We start from the raw sequence: 25,144 nt of genomic DNA on the forward strand, positions 1-25,144 counted from the left end.
CGATTGGTGCCCTGATTGGAAAGTTACTGGTAACCATCGGCCTGTTTGAAGCCAACATCAATGCTGATGTGTTTCATGGATGGGCGATGCAGGACTTGTTGCCTAAATTGCCACTACATTCCATCGTTGTGATGGACAATGCCACCTTCCATAAGAGACAAGACACACGGGATGCCATACATAACGCCGGGCATACCCTTGAATACCTTCCCGCTTATTCTCCTGATCTCAATCCCATCGAACACAAATGGGCACAGGCCAAGGCGCTCCGTAGACAACAAAACCAAACCGTCGATACGCTCTTCAAATCCTATGCATTCTGAATCATTCTTAACTGGTTAGGCTATATAACGCGCGTAATGAAGGCGGACCCTGGACGGTTGATTTCGGCGACTGGACAAGCTTAGTTGAGGATGCAAAACAAAATAAATGCAAAAGAAGTTAAGGTGTTGCTGGCGGGTATTGCTGTAAGATTTTCCATGTTGCATTCTCCATAAATTGATTAGAAAAATGCTTTTTGGAATCGGTAGAATTTTCTAGGGTAAGAACAAAGGTCAGAATCCAGGCGAATTAATAAACAATTTATCTTTATTAATCAGTCACTTAGTTCAAATCAATTGGCGGAAGCGGTGAGATTCGAACTCACGAACGGTTGCCCGTTGCCGGTTTTCAAGACCGGTGCAATCGACCACTCTGCCACGCTTCCGATCACTGACTGCATCACATGCGGGGATAGTTGATGCTGGGTGATGCTACACATCAGACAACCTTGAATGATACCTTTTTAGGGTCAGTTTTTCCAGCAGAACCCACCAAATATATTAACTATTTTGTTATTGTAGCGAGCTTCTCTGTTCGCTATTTTTTCTGTAATTTCTGAGCGTGATTTCAATAGGTTGTTTATTTTCAATGGCTTCTTTCAACTGATAACGCTCTTTCTGGTCACGATTAGCGCCCTGCAGGAAACGACAATTTTTCCATATTGTTTCTTCTTGGCTATAACTTGTTATTTTCTCAAACGCTTTATGGACATAAACCAGGGAATAAATCCTCTAGATCATGACCAGCCAATGTGATGCCATTAACACATGAATCAAGAATTTTGGATAATACTGTTAGAATCAACTCAGTTTTTTTCTCAACGATAAAGCCTATCTTTTCTCCAAAATTTTTATAGCTTGGCAGGCCACAAGGTTAATTAAAACGAGTCAACTTCTATTAGATGCTTGATGTTTCTGACTGTTCTTTCAGCACCATCCTGGATGGCTATGTGTATAAGCTTCTCAAACGGTCTCATATGCAGCTCGAGGCTAAGCAACTCGAAAGTAAACGTGATTTGCGTAGCTGCTGGATTAGCTGGCTCCAATAAATAATCACAACGGAAAGAATTAGATACGCCGTCGAAACAAATATGTATATGAGGTTCAAAGGTAATAATTCTAAAGGTAGATTCTGAGCGATTTCCTTGATCAACACGGACTTGCCGACATATAGTTCCCAATCCTAGCGGACCCTCGGTCAGTTTCTCCAACTCATGCACTTCCGGCGACCACCTTGGGTAATTAGCAAGCAGCTCAGTACCGATAAAATTGAAAATATGCTCCTCAGGCTTCTCAATCACTATGCTCGCCTTCCCCACGACCGGTTTATCGTTAGATAAATTAAACATAACCCAGCCTCCTGCTTATCGATATCTCAAATCAGATAAGTATCTATTCCTGTCAGAAGCAAATCATATTGTGCCTCTACAATTTCTTTAATAACCGACGCTGCAATACCGGTTACCACATTATTCTCCAACGCCAACCAGCCAACTGCATCTGTCGATCCAAGGCTGACTACATAGCCTATATCATGATGCATATAAGGTTCAAGTATTTTGAGCAATCCTGAATGTCGCAAAATATTACGTGCTGCAAGCTTTCCTTTACGCACCGCTGATTGTGCGGTCAACGCGTTAGAGCCAAAAGATTGATAATGAGAGCAATCACCCGCAACGAAAATATACGGTAATACCCGATGATTCACAATGACTTGTCCAAAGGTATTTGCAGTAAACTGGTTACCCTGCTGCTTGCCAGCAAATAATAGAGATAGACTGGAAGGAAGCTCATAGCGTCTGCCAGTATTCTTTTCTTCCAACAGTATGATGTTCTCCTGCTGTCCGCGGAAATAGGTATCTGGACAAAAATCGATTTCAAGCTCAGTCATACTCGATTGCACATAGTGAGCAAACCTATCAGGAAACTGTCTAAGCACCCGCTCCCCACTTTCAATCAAGCGTAGTTTGTTTTCAAATTTGTGGCGTTGAAGAAAATGCACAATCTCAAACAGAAACTGTATACCAGTGGCACCTCCTCCAATCACAGAAATAGGGTCTTTCCTGCCACCTTGCCCAGTCAGATGTTTGCTTAGCAATTCTGAACCGGCAGTTTCCATAAAATCATTCAAATCCAGTATGTAGTCTGAATCATGATTGACTAAACCTTTTGCGGGTGCTCCAGTTGCAATCAACAGATAATCAAATGGCAATGAATGATCATCAAATGTTATGCATTTATCGTTCTGCCATTGCTGCAGCGTTACTTCATCGGGCATGAGTTCAGCACAAACATGGCGACAGCCAAATCGTTGCCCAAGCGCTGTAAAAGGTACGAGAAAATCAGATAAAGGATAACGGAACGTTTCTTGAAGATGCGTGATCTTGAGGTGATGCATCCGCGGATCAATAATCGTGATTTCAGCATCTGGCATATATTGCACGAGCGTTGTCAGTGCAGCGATTCCGGCATAACCTCCACCTACGATGACTATCTTTAACTGTTTGCGAGCAGGTATATAAAATGGCAGAAAAGCCACATATTCTCCTTATTTTCCTGAAATGATGCTATTACCTTACATTAGAGCAAGATGCATGGCTAGCGTAGCATGAAAAAGCCATTACTATGGTACATTTAGAATAATCACTCCGGCTCATTAATAAAATGACTTCCTTTAGGTATTTTTTCTGCCTGCCAATGAGCTAGCGCCCATTGCCAGAAGGAATTTATATCGCACTCAACTAACTCATCAGGTGGATTCTGGCCAAGAAAACGAAGTATTGCAACCAGTTGAGGGAGTGGTTTAGTTAGATCAATGGGTGCCGCCTGTGTTTGCTTACTCAGCTTTTCTCCTTGCTTATTCACTACAACGGGCAAATGTAGATAGGCAGGAGTTTTATAGCCTAGCAGCTTCTGTAGATAAATCTGACGCGGAGTTGAATGAAGTAAATCAGCACCCCGCACGACATGAGTAATCCCCTGCCAGGCATCATCCACCACTACGGCTAATTGATAGGTATAAATACCATCGGCCCGACGCAAAACAAAATCACCGATTTCACTTTCTACACATTGATGAACCTTTCCTTGCAAATTATCTACAAATTCAATCTGGCTGTTTTCGGTTTTGACTCGCAGCGCATGGGGACGATCAGCATGATTGCCAGGCAGACCATTACGACAACTTCCGGAATAAACAGGACCTTCCACACCACTCATGGCAGAATCAGCAATTTCTCTGCGCGAACAAGCACAAGGATAAATTAATCCATTTTTATTAAGCTTAGTCAGTGTGGTTTGATAAGCAGTATGACGCTGACTTTGATAGACAACTTCACCATCCCAATCCATTCCAAGAGATTCAAGCGCATGCAATATTTTCCGGGATGAATCGGGAATAACACGCGTTGAATCCACATCCTCAATCCTGACCAGCCATTCACCATTATGAATTCTTGCTTCAAGATAACTTGCTACTGCAGTCACTAATGAACCCAAATGCAAGGAACCTGTCGGTGATGGAGCAAAACGCCCACGATAAACTGATAATTGCATAGGATGATGAATAATCAGCACTCAGTTAGTGTTGAGGATCTAGCTGATAGCTCATTACTTTCAAAAGTTTATTTTATAAAAATGCTTTTAGCTGTTAGAAAGTAATCCACTAAAATCTTCCTGTTAAGCTTAACAAGTATAATTTAAGCTTCAAAGTAATAAACTAGTCATTCAAACAAGTCAATTCATCAATTTTTCTTCAAGAAGGTATACGGTGCATATTCATATCCTCGGTATTTGCGGTACATTCATGGGCGGCCTTGCTGTACTGGCGCGCGCTTCTGGTTATAGAGTCACAGGTTGTGATGCCAACGTCTACCCACCCATGAGCACTCAACTGATTTCTCAGGGAATCGAATTGATTGAGGGTTACGCTCCCCAGCAGATACAACTGAAGCCAGACCTGTTTGTGATCGGTAATGCCATTTCACGTGGCAATCCCTTAATGGAGGAAATTTTAAACAGGAATTTGCCTTACACCTCCGGCCCCCAATGGCTTTCGGAACATATTTTGAGAAACAAATGGGTGCTAGCGGTGGCAGGCACTCACGGGAAAACAACGACGAGTTCGATGCTAGCATGGATATTGGAATATGGTGGGCTAGCCCCAAGCTTTCTCATTGGCGGCATACCAGAAAACTTTGGAATCTCCGCACGATTAGGCGCAGAAAGTAGGCATCATCCAGATTGGCAAGAATCGTCTTCATTTTTTGTGATAGAAGCTGATGAATACGATACGGCCTTTTTCGACAAGCGCTCCAAATTTATCCATTATCATCCCAGAACTGCAGTATTAAATAACCTTGAATTTGATCATGCTGATATCTTTCCTGATCTAGCCGCAATTCAACGACAATTTCATCATTTCGTAAGAACCATTCCTGGCGATGGATTAATTGTTTCCAATGGTCTCGAAAAAAGCTTGCAGCAGGTACTTGCCCAAGGTTGCTGGACACCTATTGAGAAATTTGGTGTTGATGAGGGGTGGTGCGCCAAAACCTTGACTGAGCAAAATATCGAAATTGTTTATCAAGAGAAATCTTATGGAATACTGCAATGGGATTTATTGGGAGAACATAATCGCATGAACGCACTGGCCGCCATTGCAGCAGCTCGTCATGCTGGCATTCCTCCTGATATTGCCATTGCCGCCTTATCACAGTTCAAGAATGTCAAACGACGAATGGAAATACGTGGCGTAGTTAATGGCATCACAGTATATGACGATTTTGCGCATCACCCTACTGCGATTAAAACGACCTTAAATGGTTTGCGCCATAAAGTAAGCAATGCGCGGATTATCGCTGTCTTAGAACCACGCTCCAACACGATGAAAATGGGCATTTGGAAAGACAGTTTGGCAGCAAGCCTTGAAATAGCAGATCAAATTTTTTGTTATACCAATCAGTCAGAGTGGGATTTACAGACAGCTCTCAGCCCCTTGGGGAAAAAAGCCAGTGTGCATTATGAGATGACCCAGTTAATTAACGCCATTGTAGCTACTGCTTGCCCTGCTGATCATGTCCTCATTATGAGTAACGGTGGTTTTGGCGGAATACACGAGAAGCTAATGAAGTCTCTGGCCAATCCTCATTGACAGAAGTCCTAAAAAAAGCATTAACCATAGCGCATTCTTTTATCAAAATTTTTGAGCATTTCACGACCCGGATAGTCTAATTTCATTTCCAAATCAAACATGACGCAAGAGCGAGCCGCAGACAGTATAAATAATACGGCGGAGAAGCCGACAAAGTCAGGTTTGATTTAGAAAATGGAATAAGGTGTGACAATTTGTCACATAGCCTAAATTTTTAATTTGCGCTAATGTTGTATCAAAAAGAAATTCCAGATGAGTCATCTTAATGTTTAATATTCTTCATCAGTCACCGCTTAGCAAGAACTTGCAAAGACTATTTCTTTTAAGAAGTATCGCAATTGTCGCGCAATGCATCCTATTTGCTCTGGTATATTCAATCATTGAATTAGATGTGCCGTGGGAAAAGATGATCATCGTAGTGGTAATACTCACCATCCTCAATTTTTTTACCTGGGTTCGGCTCCATCATACCTTTCCCGTTTCGAATCTTGAGTTTTTTGCCCAATTGCTAGTTGATATTTTTGCTTTAACCGCATTACTCTATTTCACTGGCGGCTCAACTAACCCTTTTATCTCGCTCTACCTGCTGCCCCTTACCATTGCCGCAGCCATTCTGCCATGGCGTTATACTTGGGCGATCGCAGGAATCACGATTACTTGTTATACCATTCTTCTGTTTGAATATATCCCATTGCCCCATGACCACTCGGGCGATCATAGCACGCATCTGATGGAGTTCAATCTCCATATTTCAGGTATGTGGTTGACTTTTGTGTTAAGTACTCTCTTGATTGCTTGGTTCGTTGTCAAAATGAGTATTTCCATTCGCGATCGTGACAAGAATCTCGCTCAGGCACGAGAGCAAGCATTACGCAACGAACAAATCATTGCGCTAGGCACGCTGGCTGCGGGCGCAGCACATGAACTGGGCACTCCCCTCTCGACAATGGCGGTCATCGCTGGAGAGCTGCAACAAGAATATTCTCAGAACGAAGAATTCCAGAATAATATCCGTATCTTGCGCAACCAAATCACTCATTGCAAGCAAACCCTGACGCAGTTACTCGCTAAAGCAGGACAAGCACGAATAGAAGACGGAAATAGCCAGTCGGTTGATTATTTTCTAAAACAGGTACTCGATAAATGGCAACTCATTCGCCCTTCGACCAAATTCAGCTATCAAGGGCATGGGGTCCAACCTGTCCCTCTTATCATGAATACGCAATTACTGAGTCAGTCCATCCTGAATTTACTGAATAATGCTGCAGACGCCTCTACCGATCAAGTCAGAATCAAAAGTACTTGGGATCAGCATACTCTGAATCTAGAAATTCATGATGACGGGGAAGGCCTGACTGGAGAAGCAATTCAACGCGCAGGGGAAGCATTTTTTACCAACAAGGCACCCGGTCAAGGGTTTGGAATTGGTTTGTTTCTCGCCAACGCAAATATTGAACGTTTCGGTGGTAATGTACGCTTGTTTAATCATCCGGAAGGTGGCGCTTGCATCCATGTTACGCTCCCCCTGATTCCTAGAATTACTTAACAGCTCTTCCACTAAGTCAGCACAAAGAGGTAAATTTTATGACCGGGCCCGTTGAGCATCCAAGTTTACTCATTGTCGACGACGATCCAGTTTTCTGTGATGTGCTGGCTAAGGCAATGACCAAACGAGGATTTGATGTCACCTACACACACTCCATTGCATCCGCCTTGGAAAAAATCGAATCCATCATGCCTGAATACGCGATTATCGACCTCAAACTATCGGATGAGTCTGGATTAATACTCGTTGATAAAATAAAGAAATTAGATCCTGGAACTCGGATCGTCATGCTGACTGGTTATGCTAGTATTGCAACCGCAGTTGAAGCGATCAAGCTTGGTGCTACCCATTATCTAGCCAAGCCAGTTGATGTTAATGACATTATGGCAGCTTTTGAGCGTACCAGCGGTGATACTGAGGCACCGATAAGCTTGCATCCGTTATCAGTTGGACGTCTGGAATGGGAATATATCCATCGTATCCTGACTGAAAATAATAATAATATTTCCGTTACCGCAAGAATTTTGAATATGCATCGCAGAACCCTGCAACGTAAGCTTGCTAAGAAGCCAGTTTAAAATTTAATCATATTGCTCAAGACTGGAGAATTTTGCAGTTACCCGAATATCTTGTCCAATCATACGAAAATCAGTTAATTCAAGCTTACGCTTATCGGATAGCTTGGTCAGCATCGGTAAATTCAACATGCCCTGTGCTTTATCACCAAGCAGACAAGGTGCAAGATAGATGACTAACTCATCCACTAATCCTTCTTGCACCAGTGCGCCAGCCAAAGTACTCCCTGCTTCCACGAGCACTTCGTTGATTTCAAAATCTGCTAATTTAGCCATCAATTGAGTCAGATGCACTTTGCCGCCAGCTCCCGGCATAATGATTACTTTCGCTCCCTTTTCTTCCAGCGACTTTTTTCTGTTCTCATCTTGCACAGCAGAGAAAATCAATACCTTTCCTCCATGTAACAGCTTTGCATTAGTTGATATCTCGAGTCGGCTATCAATGACTACACGCAGTGGTTGTCGGGAAGTCTCAACATGGCGGACTGTTAATTGCGGATCATCTTTTTTTACTGTGCCCACACCTGTTAAGATTGCACAAGAAAGAGCACGTAATCGATGCCCGTCCAAACGAGCTGCCTTGTTAGTAATCCATTGGCTTTCACCATTCTCCAATGCAGTCTTTCCATCTAGACTCGCAGCTATTTTTAATCTTACCCACGGCCGATGGCGAACCATGCGAGAAACAAAGCCAATATTAAGTGCCCTTGCTTGTTCCTCCAACAAACCGGATTGCACCATGATGCCTGTCTGCCTTAACATTGCTGCACCACTTCCTGCTACCAAAGGATTCGGATCCAACATCGCGATAACGACCTTCGCCACACCCGCATTGATTAGCGTCTGTGCACAAGGGGGGGTACGCCCATAATGGCTGCATGGCTCCAATGTTACATAAACGGTAGCATTTTCGGCTGTACCATCCGTAGCATAAAGTGCATTGATTTCAGCATGCGGTTGGCCAGCACGTTCATGCCAGCCACTGCCTATTACTCGATTATTTTTAACAATGACACAACCTACCCGGGGATTTGGACTGGTTGTGTATAAACCTTTTTCTGCAAGCTTTAATGCTTGAGCCATAAAGGCATAATCAGTTGAGGAAAAAATTGGGGAATCTCCGAGCACAAATAGATCCTGAATGCACACACTACTTTAAACTGACGATCCTGGTCGTTATTGGAGCACTGGATTGGAGTTTCTTAAGAATCAATTTTAGTGTTGGTTCTGAACTTCTTTGATGACATCCTGAAAATCACCAACATCCTGAAAACTCTTGTACACAGAGGCAAAGCGTATATAAGCCACTTTATCAAGCTTATAAAGCTCCTGCATCACTAACTCGCCAATACTACGTGAAGATATTTCCCTTGCGCCTGAACTCAGCAACTTCTGAACAATACGATCAATGGCAGCATCCACATGTTCAGTTGGAACTGGACGCTTATGCAGCGCACGCATGAACCCAGTAAGAAGCTTGTTCCGACTGAATTCTGCACGAGTACCATTTTGCTTAACGACTTGTGGCAAACGTAGTTCTACTGTTTCATAGGTAGTAAAACGTTTGCCACAAGCTGTACAATGTCGGCGTCGACGAACACGATCCCCCTCTTCACTGACGCGTGAATTAATTACGCTGGTATCTTCAGCGTTACAGAAAGGACATCTCATTATTTAATATCAGTTAAGCTAATTAACTAATTAGCTTTTTACTATCTCAAAACAAATCTATAAAGACATCTTTAGGCAGCAGCCAAAAGATGCCTAACTACTTAAATACATCAATTTACGTAGACTGGATATTTTGCGCACAGCATCTGCGCTTCTTGCGCAACACGGGTCAGAACCGTTGAATCATTCGGGGAATCCAATACATCCGCAATTAAGTTTGCTAATTGCTCCGCTTCAATTTCTTTGAAACCACGTGTTGTTATTGCCGGAGTACCCAGTCGTATGCCGCTGGTTACAAAGGGCTTCTGAGGATCGTTTGGAATAGCGTTCTTGTTGACAGTAATATGGGCGATTTCCAAGGCTTCTTCAGCTTCCTTACCTGTTAAATTTTTAGCGCGAAGATCGACTAAAAACATATGGCAATCAGTTTGCCCAGAAACTATACGCAAACCACGATTCTGTAAGACCTTTGCCATAACCCGTGCATTCTCAATAACCTGTTCCTGATAATCTTTGAATTCCTTACTCGCCGCTTCTTTAAAAGCAACTGCCTTGGCCGCTATGACATGCATAAGTGGGCCACCCTGAATTTGAGGAAAAACTGCCGAATTAAGCGATTTCTCATACTCCTGCTTGGCCATAATAACGCCACCTCGAGGACCGCGCAGTGTTTTATGGGTAGTACTGGTAACAAAATCAGCAATCCCCACTGGATTAGGATAGAAGCCCGCAGCGATTAATCCCGCATAATGAGCCATATCTACAAATAAATAGGCGCCAACCTCATCAGCTATTTTACGAAAATGCTTCCAATTAATTATTCTTGCATATGAAGAAGCACCAGCAACAATCATCTTTGGTCGATGTTCATGCGCCAATCGTTCCACTTCTTGGTAGTCAATTTCTTCAGTTTCAGGATCAAGTCCATAAGTTACAGAATTGAAAATCTTACCACTTAGATTAACTGAAGCACCGTGAGTGAGATGCCCGCCATGTGCAAGAGACATCCCTAACAACGTATCACCAGGTTTTAATGCAGATAAATATACTGCCGCATTAGCCTGAGAACCGGAATGGGGTTGCACATTAACATATTCAGCATTAAATAACACTTTTAAACGATCAATAGCAAGCTGCTCCACTTTATCAACATACTTGCAACCACCATAATAACGTTTGCCGGGGTATCCCTCTGCATATTTATTAGTAAGAACTGATCCTTGTGCTTGGAGAACTGCGGGACTTGCATAATTTTCAGAAGCAATCAATTCAATATGATCTTCCTGTCGCTGCATTTCACCTTTAATTGCTTGCCACAAATCTGGATCGACACTTTCTATTGTTTTTTTATAGGAAAACATGACAGCATTTACTCTTTGAAAAATTTAGATATTTAAAATAATACATTCTACCATTTAGAATGGTAACAGCATATAAAGCAAAGCCACACAGATAATGAGTGCTCATCAAGTAAAACTACTAGAAAAGAAGATCATAAAGTCTTGAGCACACCAGAAAGTATTTGCAAATCCTCAAGCAAACACCTTAAAAGACAGCCTAAGATTTAAATAAAAATCAGCATAATGGCAGCGAGGAAAGTAAATTAAATTTTACTCTTTCTTTATATACTCAGAGTAAAATACTTTAACTTCATTCATGAAATTCTCCATTCAAAGAGCGTCAACTTTATCTTCTTCGAATTGAAGTATCACTTTTTCATCACTACTGATATCTACCGTTACTTTACCCCCATTGCAAAGTCGTCCAAAAAGCAATTCATCTGCTAACGCGCTACGTATCATGTCCTGAATAAGGCGTGCCATTGGGCGTGCACCCATCAGTGGATCAAAGCCGTGTTCAGCCAGGTAGTTACGCAAATTATCAGTGAAGACGGTTTCTACCTTTTTCTCATGTAATTGCGTCTCAAGCTGCATTAAAAACTTATCAGTAACACGTAAAATGATTTCTTTACTCAATGGCGCAAAAGAAATGATTGTATCTAATCGGTTACGAAATTCAGGAGTAAACAAGCGTTTAATTTCCGTCATTTCATCCCCTGTTCTGGCAGATTTGGCAAATCCGATAGTAGATTTGGTCAACGAATCAGCTCCAGCATTTGTCGTCATAATGATAATCACATTGCGGAAATCTGCCTTGCGTCCGTTATTATCTGTCAACGTACCGTGATCCATTACTTGGAGCAGAACATTGAATATATCTGGGTGCGCTTTTTCTATTTCATCAAGCAACAAAACTGCATGAGGTTGCTTAGTAATCGTTTCAGTAAGCAATCCTCCTTGCTCAAAACCGACATAGCCAGGAGGGGCGCCAATCAGTCTCGAGACTGCATGGCGTTCCATATACTCAGACATATCAAAACGATGCAAAGGCACACCCAGAATATAGGCAAGCTGACGCGCCACTTCAGTTTTTCCTACACCCGTTGGGCCAGAAAAAAGAAATGAGCCAATAGGCTTCTGCGGATTTCCCAAGCCGCTTCTAGACATTTTTATAGCTGCTGTAAGCGCATCAATGGCCGCATCTTGCCCGAAAACTATAGATTTCAGATCACGGTCGAGCGTTTTCAGTTTGTTACGATCATCGGTTGAAATACTTTGTGGAGGTATGCGAGCAATCTTGGCAATAATATCTTCGATCTCATGCTTACCGATAATTCTGCGCTGTTTTGATTTCGGTAAAATACGTTGTGCTGCACCTGCTTCGTCAATCACATCAATTGCTTTATCCGGCAAATGTCGATCACCAATGAAGCGAGCTGACAATTCCGCGGCAGCTGTTAACGCTCCTGCAGTATATTTGACATTATGATGCTTTTCATAACGAGATTTCAGACCGCGTAAAATAGCCACTGTCTCCTCGATACTTGGTTCAGAAACTTCAATCTTCTGAAAGCGTCGCGATAATGCATGATCTTTTTCAAAAATTCCTCGGTATTCGTTATAAGTGGTAGCACCAATACATTTTAGGCGACCCGCACTTAACATGGGTTTTAGCAAATTAGAAGCATCTAATGTGCCGCCAGATGCAGCTCCTGCACCGATTAAAGTATGAATTTCATCTATAAACAGAATAGCCTTTGGATTATCAACCAAATGTTTTAATACTGCTTTGAAGCGCTGCTCAAAATCGCCCCGATACTTTGTGCCTGCTAACAATGCACCCATATCTAGAGCATAAACCTGATGATATGCTAGTACCCCTGGCACCTCTCCTTCAGTAATTCTTCTAGCCAACCCCTCTGCGATGGCTGTTTTACCCACACCAGCTTCGCCCACCAGTAAAGGATTGTTCTTTCTGCGACGACATAAAATCTGTATAACACGTTCAACTTCTTTTTCACGCCCAATCAGAGGATCAATCCGATTCGTAAGTGCTAAATTGTTGAGATTAATGGTATAGCTCTCAAGCGTATTGGCTGAATTCTGTTGCTGTTCGTTATCATTTTCATCTTCAATCTTATGATCATTATTTTGTGATACCTTACAAATCTTATGCGAAATATAGTTCACCACATCCAATCGTGTTACGCCCTTCTGCTGAAGGAAATAAACTGCGTGAGAATCTTTTTCACCGAAAATCGCTACCAAAACATTAGCTCCGGTAACTTCCTTTTTCCCAGATGATTGAACATGCAATATTGCGCGTTGGATTACACGCTGAAAACCAAGGGTAGGTTGAGTGTCTACTTCTCCACTTCCGCTTACAATAGGTGTATGGCGATTAATATGATCCTGAAGTAAAGTTCGCAAATCCTCGATATCAATCGCGCAAGCAGTCAACACTTCTGAAGCACTAGGATTATCAAGCAAGGCGAGCAATAAATGTTCTACCGTGATGAATTCATGGCGCTTCTGGCGTGACTCGACGAATGCCATATGTAAGCTTACTTCTAACTCTTGTGCGATCATGTCAGTTTTTCTCCATAACACACATTAATGGGTGCTGATTCTGTCTAGAAAATTTATTTACCTGTTGGACTTTAGTCATTGCAATATCATTGGGATAAATACCGCAAATACCAACTCCTTCCGTATGAATCTTAAGCATAACTTGAGTTGCCTTTTCTTGACTCATAAAAAAGAATGTTTGCAACACAATCACTACAAAATCCATCGGAGTAAAATCATCATTTATTAACATAACTTTGTACAGGGGAGGTAACTTAATCTTATTTTTACTTTCTTCTAGCACTCCACTCTCACGATTTTTTGTCCCCATGATTCACCTACTTAATTTAAAAAAGAAAAGCGCGAGCAATAAAACAAATAATTTCTTTTTTAGTTTTTATTTTTATCATATTTGACGATTCCGACAAAATTTTCAAGCGCCTTAAACAAATCTTTCTATCTTTATTCCCAAACCAGCTTAAAACTTAAAATTTACACGATAAAATTCACACGATATCTTGACTTAAGTTTAAAATTTGCGTAAAACAGCAACTGGCGTTTGGCTTCAAGTTCTCTGCAGTACTGGTTAGAGCCGTTTGCGGTCTTGAAATTCAAATAGTATTAGGGTTTCCGGCCCAGTTTTTTTAATAGGAAGTAAAAATGGCAACAGGTACAGTAAAATGGTTCAATGACTCCAAAGGGTTCGGTTTTATAACTCCTGATGATGGTAGCGAAGATTTATTCGCTCATTTCTCAGCGATCAATATGACAGGTTTTAAAACTCTCAAGGAAGGCCAGAAAGTGAGCTTTGAAGTTACTCAAGGGCCCAAAGGAAAGCAAGCTTCAAACATTCAGTCTGCCTAAGATATTGCAACACTCATAGGTCATTCTTTTAAAGAAGTAGTTAGCAGTACAAAAACCAGCTAATTGCTTTTAGTTATCCTAAATACTCATCGCCAGTTTTGTGCTGGCGATGAGCAGTCGTCTGAATATAGTAAATTAAATATAATTTACTGGATCGCACTACATCTAGCCCATTCTTGCTATCATTGCATTTCCAAATCCAGAGCATGTCACTTCAGTTGCTCCATGCATTTGTCTCGCAAAATCATAAGTTACAATTTTATCTTGGACAGTTCTTTCCATCGCCTTAATAATCATATCTGCAGCTTCATTCCAGCCGATATGCCTTAACATCATTTCAGCTGAAAGAATAATTGATCCAGGATTGACCTGATCTTTGCCTGCATATTTAGGAGCAGTTCCATGCGTAGCCTCAAACATCGCAACTGAATTACTTAAATTTGCCCCGGGGGCAATACCAATTCCCCCTACCTGCGCGGCTAAAGCATCAGAAATGTAATCACCATTTAAATTTAAGGTAGCAATCACATCATATTCATCAGGACGCAATAAAATTTGCTGCAGGAAAGCATCGGCGATAACATCTTTTATTACAATCCCTCCCTTATCCTCAGGCAATTTCATCCACGGCCCTCCATTTAACAACTCAGCACCGAATTCTTTCATGGCCACGTTATAGCCCCAATTCTTGAAAGCTCCCTCGGTAAATTTCATAATGTTACCTTTATGTACCAAAGTTACCGATTTTCGTTCATTATCGATCGCATACTGTATTGCCTTCCGTACTAACCGCTCAGTTCCCTCTCTTGAGACAGGTTTGACACCAATACCAGAAGATTGAGGAAAGCGGATACTCTTTACCTGCATATCTTTTATCAGGAAATCGATTACTTTCTTCGCAGATGCTGATTCTGCTTCCCATTCTATTCCTGCATAAATATCTTCTGAATTCTCACGAAAAATAACCATATCGACTTTCTCTGGATTTTTTACCGGACTAGGCACACCTTCGAAATAACGAACAGGACGCAAGCAAACATATAAATCAAGCAATTGGCGTAGTGCAACATTAATAGAGCGGATACCTCCACTTACGGGTGTCGTCAAAGGACCTTTGATAGAAACTACATATTCAGTTGCAGCCTGTAATGTTTCATCTGGTAGCCAAACATTCTCACCATATAATCTGGTTGATTTCTCTCCAGCATAAATCTCCATCCAGAAAATTTTTCGCCTATCGCCATACACTTTATTCACTGCGGCATCCACAACTTTTATCATCACAGGCGTAATATCGATTCCTATTCCATCTCCCTCAATAAATGGAATAATTGGGTAATCCGGCACAATCAGCGAAAGATCCTTATTGACAAGGATTTTCTCGCCATTAGGGGGCACTTTTATATGTTGAAACATAAAATCTCCAATAAAATAACAGGTTACAGAAGAACATATTTTAATTTAATCTTGAATAAAGCTGGATAAATCAATAACAATACAGATACTTCCTTAATTGCTATTTGCCATTCATTCAATTCTTGTCTGATCAGCAGTACTAACTCGTAATATCATTTTATCCCCGGACTGAACAACTTCAACTCTACGCAAGAAATTCTGCCCAAGCAGACCCACTTTTCCCTGCATACCTATACCTACACTTAGTCCTTTTACCAAGATACCGCCCACCTTGATATCTTGCCCCGATACAATCTCACCCAAGAATTTACCGCCCGCAGCTGAAAAACTTGTGGGTCTACCGGCTGGCAAATTCGCCGCGCGCGCTAACTCATAGCTTACAGAAACCATACTTGCCCCGGTATCAACCATAAAATCAATAGGATATCCATTGATTTCTCCCTGAACATAATAATGCCCATCCCATGATCTAGAAATCATGACTTCGCTGTCCGCTAGGCCATCTTGAATCACAGCAATTTTGGGTGCTTGCAAATTCTCAAAAAATAAATAGGCTATGCCAAAAACAGTTAACCAGATCACCAAGGCGGTAACATGGCCCCAAGGAATATAACTACGCATCGTTAAATCATATATTTCTTAGATATAGAGCCCAGCCAAACAAAAGAACCATAAAAATAAGTAAATCCTTATTGCTAACTGACTTCCCATGTATTCACTGATCAGAAATATTACATTTTAAATCAAAATCTATTACTTTCTTTTTTACTTAGGCATTCGTCTTACTAGAATTTCTCTTGATTTTTATAATAAATGAATGAGCCAAATGATTTCTCTATAGTCAGCACTGCCAGGTAATTAGCAAGCTTTCATTGCTTGCCGAAAAATACGATAGAATGTAGCTTTTGAACTTTTATCGAGGGCCTTTTAATGTCAATGGCAGACCGCGATGGAGCAATCTGGTACGATGGAAAAATAATTCCTTGGCGAGATGCTACCACGCATGTACTTACTCATACTCTACATTATGGAATGGGCGTATTCGAAGGCCTACGTGCTTATCAAACAAGCAGGGGACCGGCTATTTTCCGTTTAGTTGAACATACTGATCGCCTGTTTAATTCAGCGCATATCTTCAGAATGGCTATCCCTTTTGACAAAGCTACACTGATGCAAGCGCAAAAAGAAGTAGTGAAACAAAATCACCTTGAATCTGGTTATATTCGCCCTATTATCTTTTACGGTGCAGAAGCAATGGGATTATCTGCCAAGAACTTATCTGTCCATGTCGCAATTGCTGCTTGGCCATGGGGTACTTATTTAGGGCCGGATAGCTTAGAAAATGGTATTCGTGTTAAAACCTCTTCATTTTGCCGTCACCATGTAAATATTAATATGTGTCGTGCCAAATCAGTAGCAACCTACACCAATTCCATCTTAGCGCACCAGGAAGTTGCGCAGGATGGTTATCAAGAAGCATTACTCTTAGATGTAGATGGATATGTTGCTGAGGGCTCAGGAGAAAATATTTTTATCATCAAACAGGGAAAGCTTTACACACCAGATTTGACTTCTTGCCTTGAAGGTATCACACGTAATTCAGTAATCGAGTTAGCACAAGAAATGAATATTCCTGTAATCGAGAAACGCATTACCAGAGATGAGGTTTACTGTGCGGATGAAGCTTTCTTTACAGGAACAGCAGCAGAGATCACCCCAATTCGAGAACTCGATAATCGCATCATTGGTAATGGCAAACGTGGACCAATTACTCAGCAACTGCAAGCTTTGTTTTTTGATTGTGTCAGCGGTAAAGCAACCAATCATACCGATTGGCTACATCATGTTTGACTTAGTTTAATGGAACACTTCATGGATAAACCAACTACCCTTAATCAACGACAAATTGAAATCACTGAAGATGATTTACCTTTGCATTGCCCAATACCGTCAATGCGACTATGGAATGGTCATCCACGTGTATTCTTACCTATTGAAGCTACCGGTGAAGCACTATGCCCTTATTGCGGCACGCTCTATATCTTGAAAGGCGGGGCGAAAGCAGCCCATCATTGAATCAAACGGAAATTATATTCCTGATCGATTAACAATCGAGATGCTGATGGTAAACTTCAAAAGATAATTTTTATTCTGATCTGCTTCTAACATCCTAATCTATCAAGCTATTACGTCATGAATAAAGTTCCAAACGAAATTTTTAAAGCATACGATATCCGAGGTATCGTAGACACCGCGCTAACCAACGACGTAGTTGAAATGATTGGTCACGCCATTGGTTCTGAGGCGCGTGAGCGTACACTCAATTCTATTGCGATTGGACGGGATGGCAGACTATCCAGCCCCTCCCTTGCTCGAGCATTGGCAGCAGGGCTACAAAAAAGCGGCATTCAAGTCATCGATGTGGGCATGGTGCCCACGCCGATCCTTTATTTCGCTGCACACGAGCTATGTAACTATAGCGGCGTAATGATCACCGGCAGTCATAACCCTCCGGATTACAATGGCCTAAAAATGGTTTTAGGTGGCGAGACGCTAGCAGCTGAGACAATTCAGGCATTACGTGCTCGCATAGAGAACAATAACCTGATGTATAGTAAGGGTAACTACAAAACGCACGATATTGCTCCAACCTATTTACAGCGCATTATCAGCGATGTCAAATTAGCTCGCCCAATAAAAATCGTTGTCGATTGTGGCAATGGGGTAACAGGAGCCTTTGCGCCGACCCTCTTTCGGAATATAGGTTGTGAAGTGATAGAGTTATTTTGCGATGTAGATGGGGCGTTTCCCAATCATCATCCCGATCCATCAGTACCCAAAAATCTGCAGGATGTCATTCACGCTTTAGCTACTACCGACGCAGAAATTGGTTTTGCATTTGACGGTGATGGCGATCGGCTTGGTTTGGTAACCAAAGATGGGTGCATTATCTATCCTGATCGCCAACTCATGTTATTTGCTGCAGATGTATTATCTCGAAACCCAGGCGGACAAATTATCTACGACGTTAAATGCACGCGCAATTTAGCAAAATGGATCGAGCAACATGGGGGCAAACCCGTCATGTGGAAAACCGGCCATTCATTCATTAAAGGGAAGCTAAAAGAAACTGGTGCGCTACTAGCTGGAGAAATGAGCGGTCACATTTTTTTCAAGGAACGCTGGTATGGGTTTGACGATGCACTTTATACAGCAGCAAGATTATTAGAGTTGCTGAGTAAGCAAAATAATATTAATGCTATCTTGCATGCTCTCCCAGATACCCTTAATACACCGGAATTACAAATCAAACTAAAGGAAGGAGAAAATCACGCCTTAATAGAACAGCTTCAGAAAAATGCACACTTTGATAACCCGGAACGAATAGTTACCATTGATGGATTAAGAGTTGAATACAAGGACGGATTTGGTTTGATACGCGCTTCGAATACAACCCCCGTTTTAGTTTTACGCTTTGAAGCTGATACTCCAGAAGCGATGCAACGAATACAGCATGACTTTCGTAATGTTATCCTGCAGTTTAAACCTAACGCTGTATTACCTTTCTAAAATCTGCAGGGTAGCAAAAGTTAAGTGGTATTAGGCACATTAATTATGCCTTCCTGAGTTGAGGTAAATTACTACCATAAAGGTTAATGAGGTTAATGGTGGCTGATAATTTTAAATAAAAACATAGAAACTTTTAAACGGATGCTTAGTAAAATTTTTTACTGCACTCGAAGTTACTTGTAAACCACTTGTCATTAACTCACTGGTCAGTGATAACCGTTTCTATATCAATCGGACTACGAGGGTAACCTCTAAATTATGCGCCAACCCAACCGATCAAGTTAGTCAGCTCTACAATGACATTCTACCCGTCAAGTTAAACTCAATCATTTTCTTCAGGTCAGCAGGTCAGCAGGTCAGCAATATGCTCCTACAAAAGAGGGGAACTTGATTTGTGAGTAATCATCAAATTGTCATGAAATTTTACTACCTGATTATAGTATTACCCCTACTCTTTCCTGCAAATATTTTCGCAGAAGACGATCTTCCAGATCTGGGTGATATCTCACAAACCACGATCACTCCTCGACAAGAACGACAGATCGGTTTAGAGATTATGCGACAAATTCGCGCAGATCCCAGTTATCTAAATGATGCCGAAATAGACGGTTATCTCAATAACCTAGGTAATAGGCTCATTTCATCATCAAATGAAGCAAAACCGGATCAATCATTCGAATTTTTTGCACTCCAGGATCCATCCATCAATGCATTTGCTTTGCCAGGCGGATTTATGGGTTTCAATAGTGGACTGATTATCGCAGCACAAAGTGAATCTGAATTAGCGGGCGTTATGGCACATGAAATTGCTCACGTCACCCAAAAACATTTAGCAAGAATGATTTCTGGACAGCAACATATCGGACTCATCACTACCATTGCTGCTCTTGCTCTAGCTATTCTCGCTTCCCGTTCTAATCCCCAGGCAGGGCAAGCTATTCTAGCCACGGCACAGGCTGGGGCTATTCAATCTCAATTGAACTTTACACGTAATCATGAAAAGGAAGCAGATCGAATCGGTTTTAATATATTGCATAAAGCAGGTTTTGATCCTCATGGGATGTCGGTTTTTTTTGAACGTTTGCAAAATGCTGGGCGATATTATGAAAACGGAGCCCCTTCTTATCTGAGAACGCACCCGCTCACTCATGAGCGGATAGCGGATATTGAGAATCGCACACGGGAATTTTCTTACCGGCAAGTTCCCGACAGTCTCGATTTCAACTTAGTTCGGGCTAAGCTGAAGGCCATTCTGGGGAATTCTACTGATACAGTAAAGGAATTTGATGCACGCATACAAGATAAGCGTTATGCAAATGAAATTGCAGAACGCTACGGCCTAATTTATGCATTGTTACGTGATAAGCAGTATAAGCGTGCAGACAAGGAATTAAACGAATTATACCGCATAATACAATCTGATCATTCTATCAGCTTACTTAAGAATCATTATTTGGGTAAGCCCGTTCGAGTTGAAAGTGAATATTTACAATCGGAGGTCATGATTGAAATACTTGCTGCACGAGTTAAACTAGCCAACAAGCAAATTAAAGATGCATTTAAAATTTACCAAACTGCATTAAATGCATATCCACAGCATCGCGCACTTATTTATGATTACATAACGGCTTTACTAAATCACCAAAATGCCCAGGTCGCCCTTGAATTCCTCAATAAGCAATCAAAAATTATTCTGGATGACATCAATCTTTATCGACTAGAAGCACAATGTTACTCTGCACTAGGAAACCATATGCTCCAACATCGTGCCCAAGCAGAAGTTTATATTCGAGAAGGAAAATATAAAGCTGCAATCGAGCAATTAGAGATTGCTTTACGTAAAGATAATGGTAATTTTTATCAATTATCCAGTGTAGAAGCACGCTTGAGACAGCTTAAGGAATTCGTTGCTGCTAATGAGAAAAAGTAGTAACCTCGCTAAGCCCTACCTACTAATACCTAAAATCAGCCACCAACTTACAATAATTCCTACTTAATAATTTCATTGTTCAAATAAGATTTAATTTGGCCCTCCTGAATGGCACGCTTTAATCTCAAAAATAAATCGATTATTTTATTAGTCATTCTAGTATCCGGCGCAATTTATGGATATACAAACAAAAAGCTAGAATCGGGAAAAGATGAGTATCGAACCAAAACAGTTGATCGTGGAGACATTGTTCAGATTATTTCGGCTAATGGCACAGTGACTCCTCTTGAGCTTGTCAATGTTGGTACACAAGTATCAGGTACCGTATCCAAAATATATGTTGATTTTAATGATCAGGTAAAAACAGGCCAGATATTGGCAGAACTTGATCCAGCTCTTCTGAAAGCGCAATTACAACAATCTGAGGCTAATTTTAAGAGCGCACAAGCAACCTTAAAAAATGTAACCAATAAAGTTACTCGTAGTCGTATTCTGTTACAAAAAGGATTTATTTCCAATGAAGCATTAGATGAAATTGAACAACAATTAGACATTGCACATGCTCAGGTAGCTATCAGCAAAGCTAACGTGGAACGTGATCGTGCTAATCTGAATTACAGTGTTATTAGATCACCGATTTCCGGGGTAGTTGTTGCACGTGATATAAACGTTGGGCAAACCGTTGCAGCTAGTTTCCAAACACCCATTCTGTTCCAGATTGCCCGTGATCTTCGACAAATGCAAATCAATATCAGTGTTGCTGAAGCTGACATTGGTCAGATATATGCTGATCAGGAAATTTCTTTTACAGTAGATGCGTTTCGGGAACGAGAATTCACTGCACATGTTAAACAAATACGATTGAATCCTACAATCCAGGAAAATGTTGTTACCTATAACGTAGTGGCAACTGTCATCAACGATGACGGTACTTTGTTACCAGGTATGACGGCAAATATTCGTTTCATAGTCAACCAAAAAAATGCTACCCTTCGTGTACCTAATGCAGCACTTCGTTACAAGCCAAAAAATGAGATGCCTGCCTCTAACCTGTCCCCTGTTAGTCGATCCCGTCAGCCCCTTCTCTATCGCCTCGAAAATAACGTACCTACCCCAATAAATGTAGTAACCGGAATTACTGATGGAAATTTCACTGAAATTATTTCGAGTGATCTAACAGAAGGAGATGAGGTCATTATCAGTGATGCAGCAGGCAAAAAGCAAAATGAATCATCCATGAGCAATTTTAGATTCAGGATGTTCTAGTGTCAGATAAAGACCTCACCCAAAATCAACCATTGATTCGGGTGGAGAATTTGTGCAAAGCTTATCAATTAGAGGGCCATGCAAATCAGCCGATTTGCCATCAGGTGCTGTTTGATATCAATCTTGAAATTCACTCCGGAGAATTTATTGCTATCATGGGGCAATCCGGCTCAGGAAAATCTACCTTGATGAATATACTGGGTTGTCTTGATACACCTACAAGCGGCAATTATTGGTTGGCAGGTCGCAATGTTGCATACCTCTCCAACGATGAGCTGGCACATGTGCGAAATCATAGTATAGGCTTCGTATTCCAAGGTTTTAATTTACTCAAGCGCATGACGGCACTGGATAATGTAGCTACACCATTACTGTATGCAGGCATGAATCGCAAAGAAAGCCGCAAGCATGCGTTAACATTATTACAACAGACCGGTCTGGGCCAATTTACGCTACATTATCCCAATCAACTTTCTGGAGGACAGCAACAGCGAGTAGCAATCAGTCGAGCATTAGTTAATCAACCACAGCTTATCCTGGCTGACGAGCCAACTGGCAATCTTGATTCACAAACCAGTCATGAAATCATGACATTATTCAAGCAGCTTAATGAGAATCAAGGCATATCGATTATTCTGGTAACGCATGAAGATGATATTGCCTCCTATGCCAACCGCCTCATTCGATTAAAAGATGGTCGCATTATCCAGGATAAAAATAAATGTACGCGTTAATTTATGTTATTTCATGATAATAAAATTCCAACTTCATCATGAATTTGCTGACCATTATCGGTGAAGCTTTCCAAGCCCTTCGGGTCAATCGCTTGCGTACCGGGCTTACCATGCTTGGTATGATCATTGGTGTTGCAGCAGTTGTATTAATGTTATCAATCGGGCAAGGAGCTCAAATCCAGATTAACAACACAATAGCTTCTATGGGAAGTCACCTTTTACTGGTGCTACCAGGTGCAACCTCCTCAGGTGGGCTACGATTTGGAAGCGGAACTGTAAAAACACTGACTGCGGGTGATGCACAAGCCATTGCGGAATTACCTTCAGTTGAAGCGGCTGCTCCCGTTGTTTCTGGAATCGCTCAACTTAACTATGGCGCAAATAACTGGAGTACAACGATAACAGGTACGACTCCAGATTATTTTTCTGTCGGTAATTGGCTTATAGAGAGTGGTTCGATATTTTCAGAAGCAGACTTACGCTCTGCTACTCGCGTTGCTGTCCTGGGAAAGGTAACCGCTGAGAATTTATTCGGAAACGAAGATCCTACGGGAAAAACATTTCGTATCGCTAACAAACCATTTTTGGTAGTGGGTGTCCTTGCAGCCAAGGGGCAGAGTCTTAGCGGGCGAGATCAGGATGACAATGTACTTATCCCACTTACCACTGCTCAACGTCAAATTCTAGGCAACCAATTTCCTGGATCAATTGGTCATATGCTAGTTCAAGGAAAATCCGCAGACATGATGGAAGAAGCAGAAATGGAAATTACTCGACTACTGCGGCAACGCCACCGTATATCTGACAGAATGGAAAATGATTTCACTGTACGGAACCTAACGGCTATAGCAGCTGTTGCAAGCACTACAGCAAAAGTAATGGCGTGGATGCTAGGAGCTATTGCCTCGATCTCACTGTTGGTTGGTGGTATTGGCATCATGAATATCATGCTGGTATCGGTTACGGAACGTACCCGCGAAATTGGGATTCGTATGGCAATAGGTGCCAGCCATCGCGCAATCCTCACGCAATTTTTATTGGAAGCTTTGATGATTTGTATTCTGGGCGGATTAACCGGTGCTGTGTTAGGTATCGGTAGCGCATGGATGATAAGTCAGATTGTAGATATGCCTGTCGTTATTACACTCAGCATGATTGGTTTAGCTTTTGCTTTTGTAGCTATTATTGGCATATTTTTTGGTTTCTATCCTGCTAATAAAGCAGCCTCATTAAAGCCAGTAGAAGCATTACGCTATGAATAAAATTACTTGCTATTAAAATTCTTCCATTAAGGTGGCTGAACCGCATAACGTTGTGAGCTTGTGAGCGCTTGTTTGACGTGTCGAGCATCGAGACCCTCACTCCCGAACACCTATTACCCTATAGGGTCACATTAAGGTTCTTTCAGTAGATTCCTGTCCTTCCATGACCATGCACTCAGGAGCAAGTAACCCTCGGTCATCGCCTTTTGATTCCGCTTGATTACACTAAATTACCATTGCTCTACATGTATCTCATCAGCAGGTGCTTTGATGGTCATCTAAGGCCTGTGATTTACGCTTAGTGAACAGCCAATCCATTATCCCCTCGATAGTATCTTTTATTATCAGTAGTAACACGGGCACAATATATGTAAAGTTTTGGTACTCAAAATTAATTATGAGTAACTACTATCAAAAAAAAACCGCTCTTAGTAGAGCGGTTTAAAATTTTGATCATTCTATCTAATCAAATTAATTATTTTTTTCCTTCGTCTTTGCCAGGCATTGATTCACGCTCCATCGAAGCGCTAGGTGGGTACTGTGCTGGTTTAGGTTCACCACAAGCAGTCAGTGCCAATGCCGCAAGTATTGCTACTAAGAGTGCAGATTTCATTTTCTTAATCTCCTATATAAACAAATATGATGAATTAATTATATTTAAATACCTCTTTGGCCATTCATATGTAGAATGACGGTATTCTTAATAGCAGAATTATAATGTACTGTCCAGTAAATTAAATAATAGGCTATTGAGCGTTGCGTGTTATAAAGCATATTGCAGCAGTTTGTTCTCATAATACTCCAAGTAAAAACAGCGTGATACATAAATCTAGGTGCAACTATTCCGTTTTTGCTATAAGAAGATCTGACATACTTGTTTTTTCTATCTTACTTATTCCCCTGGTTCAATTTTTCAAAGTTAACTTTGTT

At 41.3% G+C, this 25,144-nt stretch carries 24 protein-coding genes and 1 tRNA gene; 12 read left to right on the forward strand and 13 right to left on the reverse strand.

What is annotated here, in order from left to right:
- The coding region (locus BLV54_RS08325; RefSeq protein ID WP_090571816.1) for a transposase at positions 1 to 323 on the forward strand (323 nt) is incomplete at its 5' end.
- A 295-nt stretch (positions 324 to 618) separates the two neighbouring features.
- Here BLV54_RS08325 and BLV54_RS08330 read toward each other — a convergent pair.
- From BLV54_RS08330 to gluQRS, 5 genes are all read right to left on the reverse strand, one after another.
- Positions 619 to 706: transfer RNA gene (locus tag BLV54_RS08330), tRNA-Ser, on the reverse strand.
- A 127-nt stretch (positions 707 to 833) separates the two neighbouring features.
- Positions 834 to 1,049 carry a PAS domain-containing protein gene (locus BLV54_RS17255; RefSeq protein WP_371113281.1) on the reverse strand — a complete coding sequence of 72 codons (216 nt, stop codon included), beginning with the start codon at positions 1,047 to 1,049 and terminating at the stop codon, positions 834 to 836.
- 149 nt (positions 1,050 to 1,198) lie between these two features.
- Positions 1,199 to 1,669: an SRPBCC family protein gene (locus BLV54_RS08335; RefSeq protein ID WP_090570488.1), complete on the reverse strand. Its 471-nt coding sequence runs from the start codon at positions 1,667 to 1,669 to the stop codon at positions 1,199 to 1,201.
- Positions 1,670 to 1,695: 26 nt separating this feature from the next.
- A complete protein-coding gene (locus tag BLV54_RS08340; protein ID WP_090570491.1) occupies positions 1,696 to 2,859 on the reverse strand; it encodes an NAD(P)/FAD-dependent oxidoreductase in 1,164 nt (387 codons plus the stop codon).
- Between the two features lie 104 nt (positions 2,860 to 2,963).
- A complete protein-coding gene (gluQRS, locus tag BLV54_RS08345) occupies positions 2,964 to 3,875 on the reverse strand; it encodes a tRNA glutamyl-Q(34) synthetase GluQRS (protein ID WP_090570557.1) in 912 nt (303 codons plus the stop codon).
- Between the two features lie 214 nt (positions 3,876 to 4,089).
- On the opposite strand from gluQRS, the gene mpl reads away from it, so the two are divergent.
- The 3 genes from mpl (at position 4,090) to BLV54_RS08360 (ending at position 7,596) form a co-directional block, all read left to right on the forward strand.
- A complete protein-coding gene (gene mpl, locus BLV54_RS08350; RefSeq protein ID WP_090570495.1) occupies positions 4,090 to 5,472 on the forward strand; it encodes a UDP-N-acetylmuramate:L-alanyl-gamma-D-glutamyl-meso-diaminopimelate ligase in 1,383 nt (460 codons plus the stop codon).
- 265 nt (positions 5,473 to 5,737) lie between these two features.
- Positions 5,738 to 7,018: an ATP-binding protein gene (locus tag BLV54_RS08355; RefSeq protein ID WP_090570499.1), complete on the forward strand. Its 1,281-nt coding sequence runs from the start codon at positions 5,738 to 5,740 to the stop codon at positions 7,016 to 7,018.
- 38 nt (positions 7,019 to 7,056) lie between these two features.
- A complete protein-coding gene (locus BLV54_RS08360; RefSeq protein WP_090570502.1) occupies positions 7,057 to 7,596 on the forward strand; it encodes a response regulator transcription factor in 540 nt (179 codons plus the stop codon).
- A gap of 3 nt (positions 7,597 to 7,599) precedes the next feature.
- On the opposite strand, the gene ribD is transcribed toward BLV54_RS08360, so the two are convergent.
- The 5 genes from ribD to clpS all read right to left on the reverse strand — a co-directional run bounded on the left by ribD (position 7,600) and on the right by clpS (position 13,503).
- Positions 7,600 to 8,721, reverse strand: a complete 1,122-nt coding sequence (gene ribD / locus BLV54_RS08365; RefSeq protein WP_256329291.1) for a bifunctional diaminohydroxyphosphoribosylaminopyrimidine deaminase/5-amino-6-(5-phosphoribosylamino)uracil reductase RibD — start codon at positions 8,719 to 8,721, stop codon at positions 7,600 to 7,602.
- 87 nt (positions 8,722 to 8,808) lie between these two features.
- On the reverse strand, positions 8,809 to 9,264 hold the full coding sequence (gene nrdR / locus BLV54_RS08370) for a transcriptional regulator NrdR (protein ID WP_090570508.1): 456 nt from the start codon (positions 9,262 to 9,264) through the stop codon (positions 8,809 to 8,811).
- 110 nt (positions 9,265 to 9,374) lie between these two features.
- Positions 9,375 to 10,625 carry a serine hydroxymethyltransferase gene (gene glyA, locus BLV54_RS08375; RefSeq protein WP_090570511.1) on the reverse strand — a complete coding sequence of 417 codons (1,251 nt, stop codon included), beginning with the start codon at positions 10,623 to 10,625 and terminating at the stop codon, positions 9,375 to 9,377.
- A gap of 309 nt (positions 10,626 to 10,934) precedes the next feature.
- Positions 10,935 to 13,193, reverse strand: coding sequence for an ATP-dependent Clp protease ATP-binding subunit ClpA (clpA, locus tag BLV54_RS08380; RefSeq protein WP_090570513.1), 2,259 nt, complete (start codon positions 13,191 to 13,193; stop codon positions 10,935 to 10,937).
- 1 nt (position 13,194) lies between these two features.
- Entirely contained in the window at positions 13,195 to 13,503 is a 309-nt protein-coding gene (gene clpS, locus BLV54_RS08385) for an ATP-dependent Clp protease adapter ClpS (RefSeq protein WP_090570516.1), read from the reverse strand.
- A gap of 329 nt (positions 13,504 to 13,832) precedes the next feature.
- Here clpS and BLV54_RS08390 point away from each other — a divergent pair, with 329 nt between their 5' ends.
- Positions 13,833 to 14,036: a cold-shock protein gene (locus tag BLV54_RS08390; protein WP_011112285.1), complete on the forward strand. Its 204-nt coding sequence runs from the start codon at positions 13,833 to 13,835 to the stop codon at positions 14,034 to 14,036.
- 165 nt (positions 14,037 to 14,201) lie between these two features.
- Here BLV54_RS08390 and icd read toward each other — a convergent pair whose 3' ends face one another.
- Together icd and BLV54_RS08400 are read right to left on the reverse strand one after the other, a co-directional pair.
- Entirely contained in the window at positions 14,202 to 15,452 is a 1,251-nt protein-coding gene (icd, locus tag BLV54_RS08395; RefSeq protein WP_090570519.1) for an NADP-dependent isocitrate dehydrogenase, read from the reverse strand.
- Between the two features lie 111 nt (positions 15,453 to 15,563).
- Positions 15,564 to 16,073 carry a retropepsin-like aspartic protease family protein gene (locus tag BLV54_RS08400; protein ID WP_090570522.1) on the reverse strand — a complete coding sequence of 170 codons (510 nt, stop codon included), beginning with the start codon at positions 16,071 to 16,073 and terminating at the stop codon, positions 15,564 to 15,566.
- Between the two features lie 309 nt (positions 16,074 to 16,382).
- On the opposite strand from BLV54_RS08400, the gene BLV54_RS08405 reads away from it, so the two are divergent.
- The 7 genes from BLV54_RS08405 (at position 16,383) to BLV54_RS08435 (ending at position 24,214) form a co-directional block, all read left to right on the forward strand.
- A complete protein-coding gene (locus tag BLV54_RS08405; protein ID WP_090570524.1) occupies positions 16,383 to 17,303 on the forward strand; it encodes a branched-chain amino acid transaminase in 921 nt (306 codons plus the stop codon).
- Between the two features lie 21 nt (positions 17,304 to 17,324).
- Positions 17,325 to 17,528 (forward strand): zinc-finger domain-containing protein, encoded by a 204-nt coding sequence (locus BLV54_RS08410; RefSeq protein ID WP_090570528.1) that lies wholly within the window; start codon positions 17,325 to 17,327, stop codon positions 17,526 to 17,528.
- 117 nt (positions 17,529 to 17,645) lie between these two features.
- Positions 17,646 to 19,022: a phosphomannomutase/phosphoglucomutase gene (locus BLV54_RS08415; protein WP_090570530.1), complete on the forward strand. Its 1,377-nt coding sequence runs from the start codon at positions 17,646 to 17,648 to the stop codon at positions 19,020 to 19,022.
- Positions 19,023 to 19,416: 394 nt separating this feature from the next.
- Entirely contained in the window at positions 19,417 to 20,952 is a 1,536-nt protein-coding gene (locus tag BLV54_RS08420; RefSeq protein WP_339389422.1) for a M48 family metalloprotease, read from the forward strand.
- 108 nt (positions 20,953 to 21,060) lie between these two features.
- Positions 21,061 to 22,218 (forward strand): efflux RND transporter periplasmic adaptor subunit, encoded by a 1,158-nt coding sequence (locus BLV54_RS08425; RefSeq protein WP_090570536.1) that lies wholly within the window; start codon positions 21,061 to 21,063, stop codon positions 22,216 to 22,218.
- Positions 22,218 to 22,952, forward strand: a complete 735-nt coding sequence (locus BLV54_RS08430; RefSeq protein WP_090570539.1) for an ABC transporter ATP-binding protein — start codon at positions 22,218 to 22,220, stop codon at positions 22,950 to 22,952. Before BLV54_RS08425 ends, BLV54_RS08430 begins: the two co-directional genes overlap by 1 nt.
- A gap of 38 nt (positions 22,953 to 22,990) precedes the next feature.
- Complete coding sequence (locus tag BLV54_RS08435; protein WP_090570542.1) at positions 22,991 to 24,214, forward strand: ABC transporter permease; 1,224 nt, start codon at positions 22,991 to 22,993, stop codon at positions 24,212 to 24,214.
- Between the two features lie 475 nt (positions 24,215 to 24,689).
- Here the strand turns inward: BLV54_RS08435 and BLV54_RS16075 are convergent, their stop codons facing one another.
- A complete protein-coding gene (locus BLV54_RS16075; RefSeq protein WP_176969716.1) occupies positions 24,690 to 24,827 on the reverse strand; it encodes a hypothetical protein in 138 nt (45 codons plus the stop codon).
- Between the last annotated feature and the right edge of the window lie 317 nt (positions 24,828 to 25,144).

This window comes from Nitrosomonas sp. Nm33 (assembly GCF_900107265.1).
GTDB lineage: Bacteria > Pseudomonadota > Gammaproteobacteria > Burkholderiales > Nitrosomonadaceae > Nitrosomonas.

What these genes read in the sequence shown, in the direction of transcription:
- BLV54_RS08335 (WP_090570488.1), bottom strand. Translation starts at nt 1,669, where the DNA reads ATGTTTAATTTATCTAACGATAAACCGGTCGTGGGGAAGGCGAGCATA.
- gluQRS (WP_090570557.1), bottom strand. Translation starts at nt 3,875, where the DNA reads ATGCAATTATCAGTTTATCGTGGGCGTTTTGCTCCATCACCGACAGGT.
- BLV54_RS08355 (WP_090570499.1), top strand. Translation starts at nt 5,738, where the DNA reads ATGTTTAATATTCTTCATCAGTCACCGCTTAGCAAGAACTTGCAAAGA.
- BLV54_RS08360 (WP_090570502.1), top strand. Translation starts at nt 7,057, where the DNA reads ATGACCGGGCCCGTTGAGCATCCAAGTTTACTCATTGTCGACGACGAT.
- nrdR (WP_090570508.1), bottom strand. Translation starts at nt 9,264, where the DNA reads ATGAGATGTCCTTTCTGTAACGCTGAAGATACCAGCGTAATTAATTCA.
- glyA (WP_090570511.1), bottom strand. Translation starts at nt 10,625, where the DNA reads ATGTTTTCCTATAAAAAAACAATAGAAAGTGTCGATCCAGATTTGTGG.
- clpA (WP_090570513.1), bottom strand. Translation starts at nt 13,193, where the DNA reads ATGATCGCACAAGAGTTAGAAGTAAGCTTACATATGGCATTCGTCGAG.
- clpS (WP_090570516.1), bottom strand. Translation starts at nt 13,503, where the DNA reads ATGGGGACAAAAAATCGTGAGAGTGGAGTGCTAGAAGAAAGTAAAAAT.
- BLV54_RS08390 (WP_011112285.1), top strand. Translation starts at nt 13,833, where the DNA reads ATGGCAACAGGTACAGTAAAATGGTTCAATGACTCCAAAGGGTTCGGT.
- icd (WP_090570519.1), bottom strand. Translation starts at nt 15,452, where the DNA reads ATGTTTCAACATATAAAAGTGCCCCCTAATGGCGAGAAAATCCTTGTC.
- BLV54_RS08400 (WP_090570522.1), bottom strand. Translation starts at nt 16,073, where the DNA reads ATGCGTAGTTATATTCCTTGGGGCCATGTTACCGCCTTGGTGATCTGG.
- BLV54_RS08405 (WP_090570524.1), top strand. Translation starts at nt 16,383, where the DNA reads ATGTCAATGGCAGACCGCGATGGAGCAATCTGGTACGATGGAAAAATA.
- BLV54_RS08410 (WP_090570528.1), top strand. Translation starts at nt 17,325, where the DNA reads ATGGATAAACCAACTACCCTTAATCAACGACAAATTGAAATCACTGAA.
- BLV54_RS08415 (WP_090570530.1), top strand. Translation starts at nt 17,646, where the DNA reads ATGAATAAAGTTCCAAACGAAATTTTTAAAGCATACGATATCCGAGGT.
- BLV54_RS08425 (WP_090570536.1), top strand. Translation starts at nt 21,061, where the DNA reads ATGGCACGCTTTAATCTCAAAAATAAATCGATTATTTTATTAGTCATT.
- BLV54_RS08435 (WP_090570542.1), top strand. Translation starts at nt 22,991, where the DNA reads ATGAATTTGCTGACCATTATCGGTGAAGCTTTCCAAGCCCTTCGGGTC.
- BLV54_RS16075 (WP_176969716.1), bottom strand. Translation starts at nt 24,827, where the DNA reads ATGAAATCTGCACTCTTAGTAGCAATACTTGCGGCATTGGCACTGACT.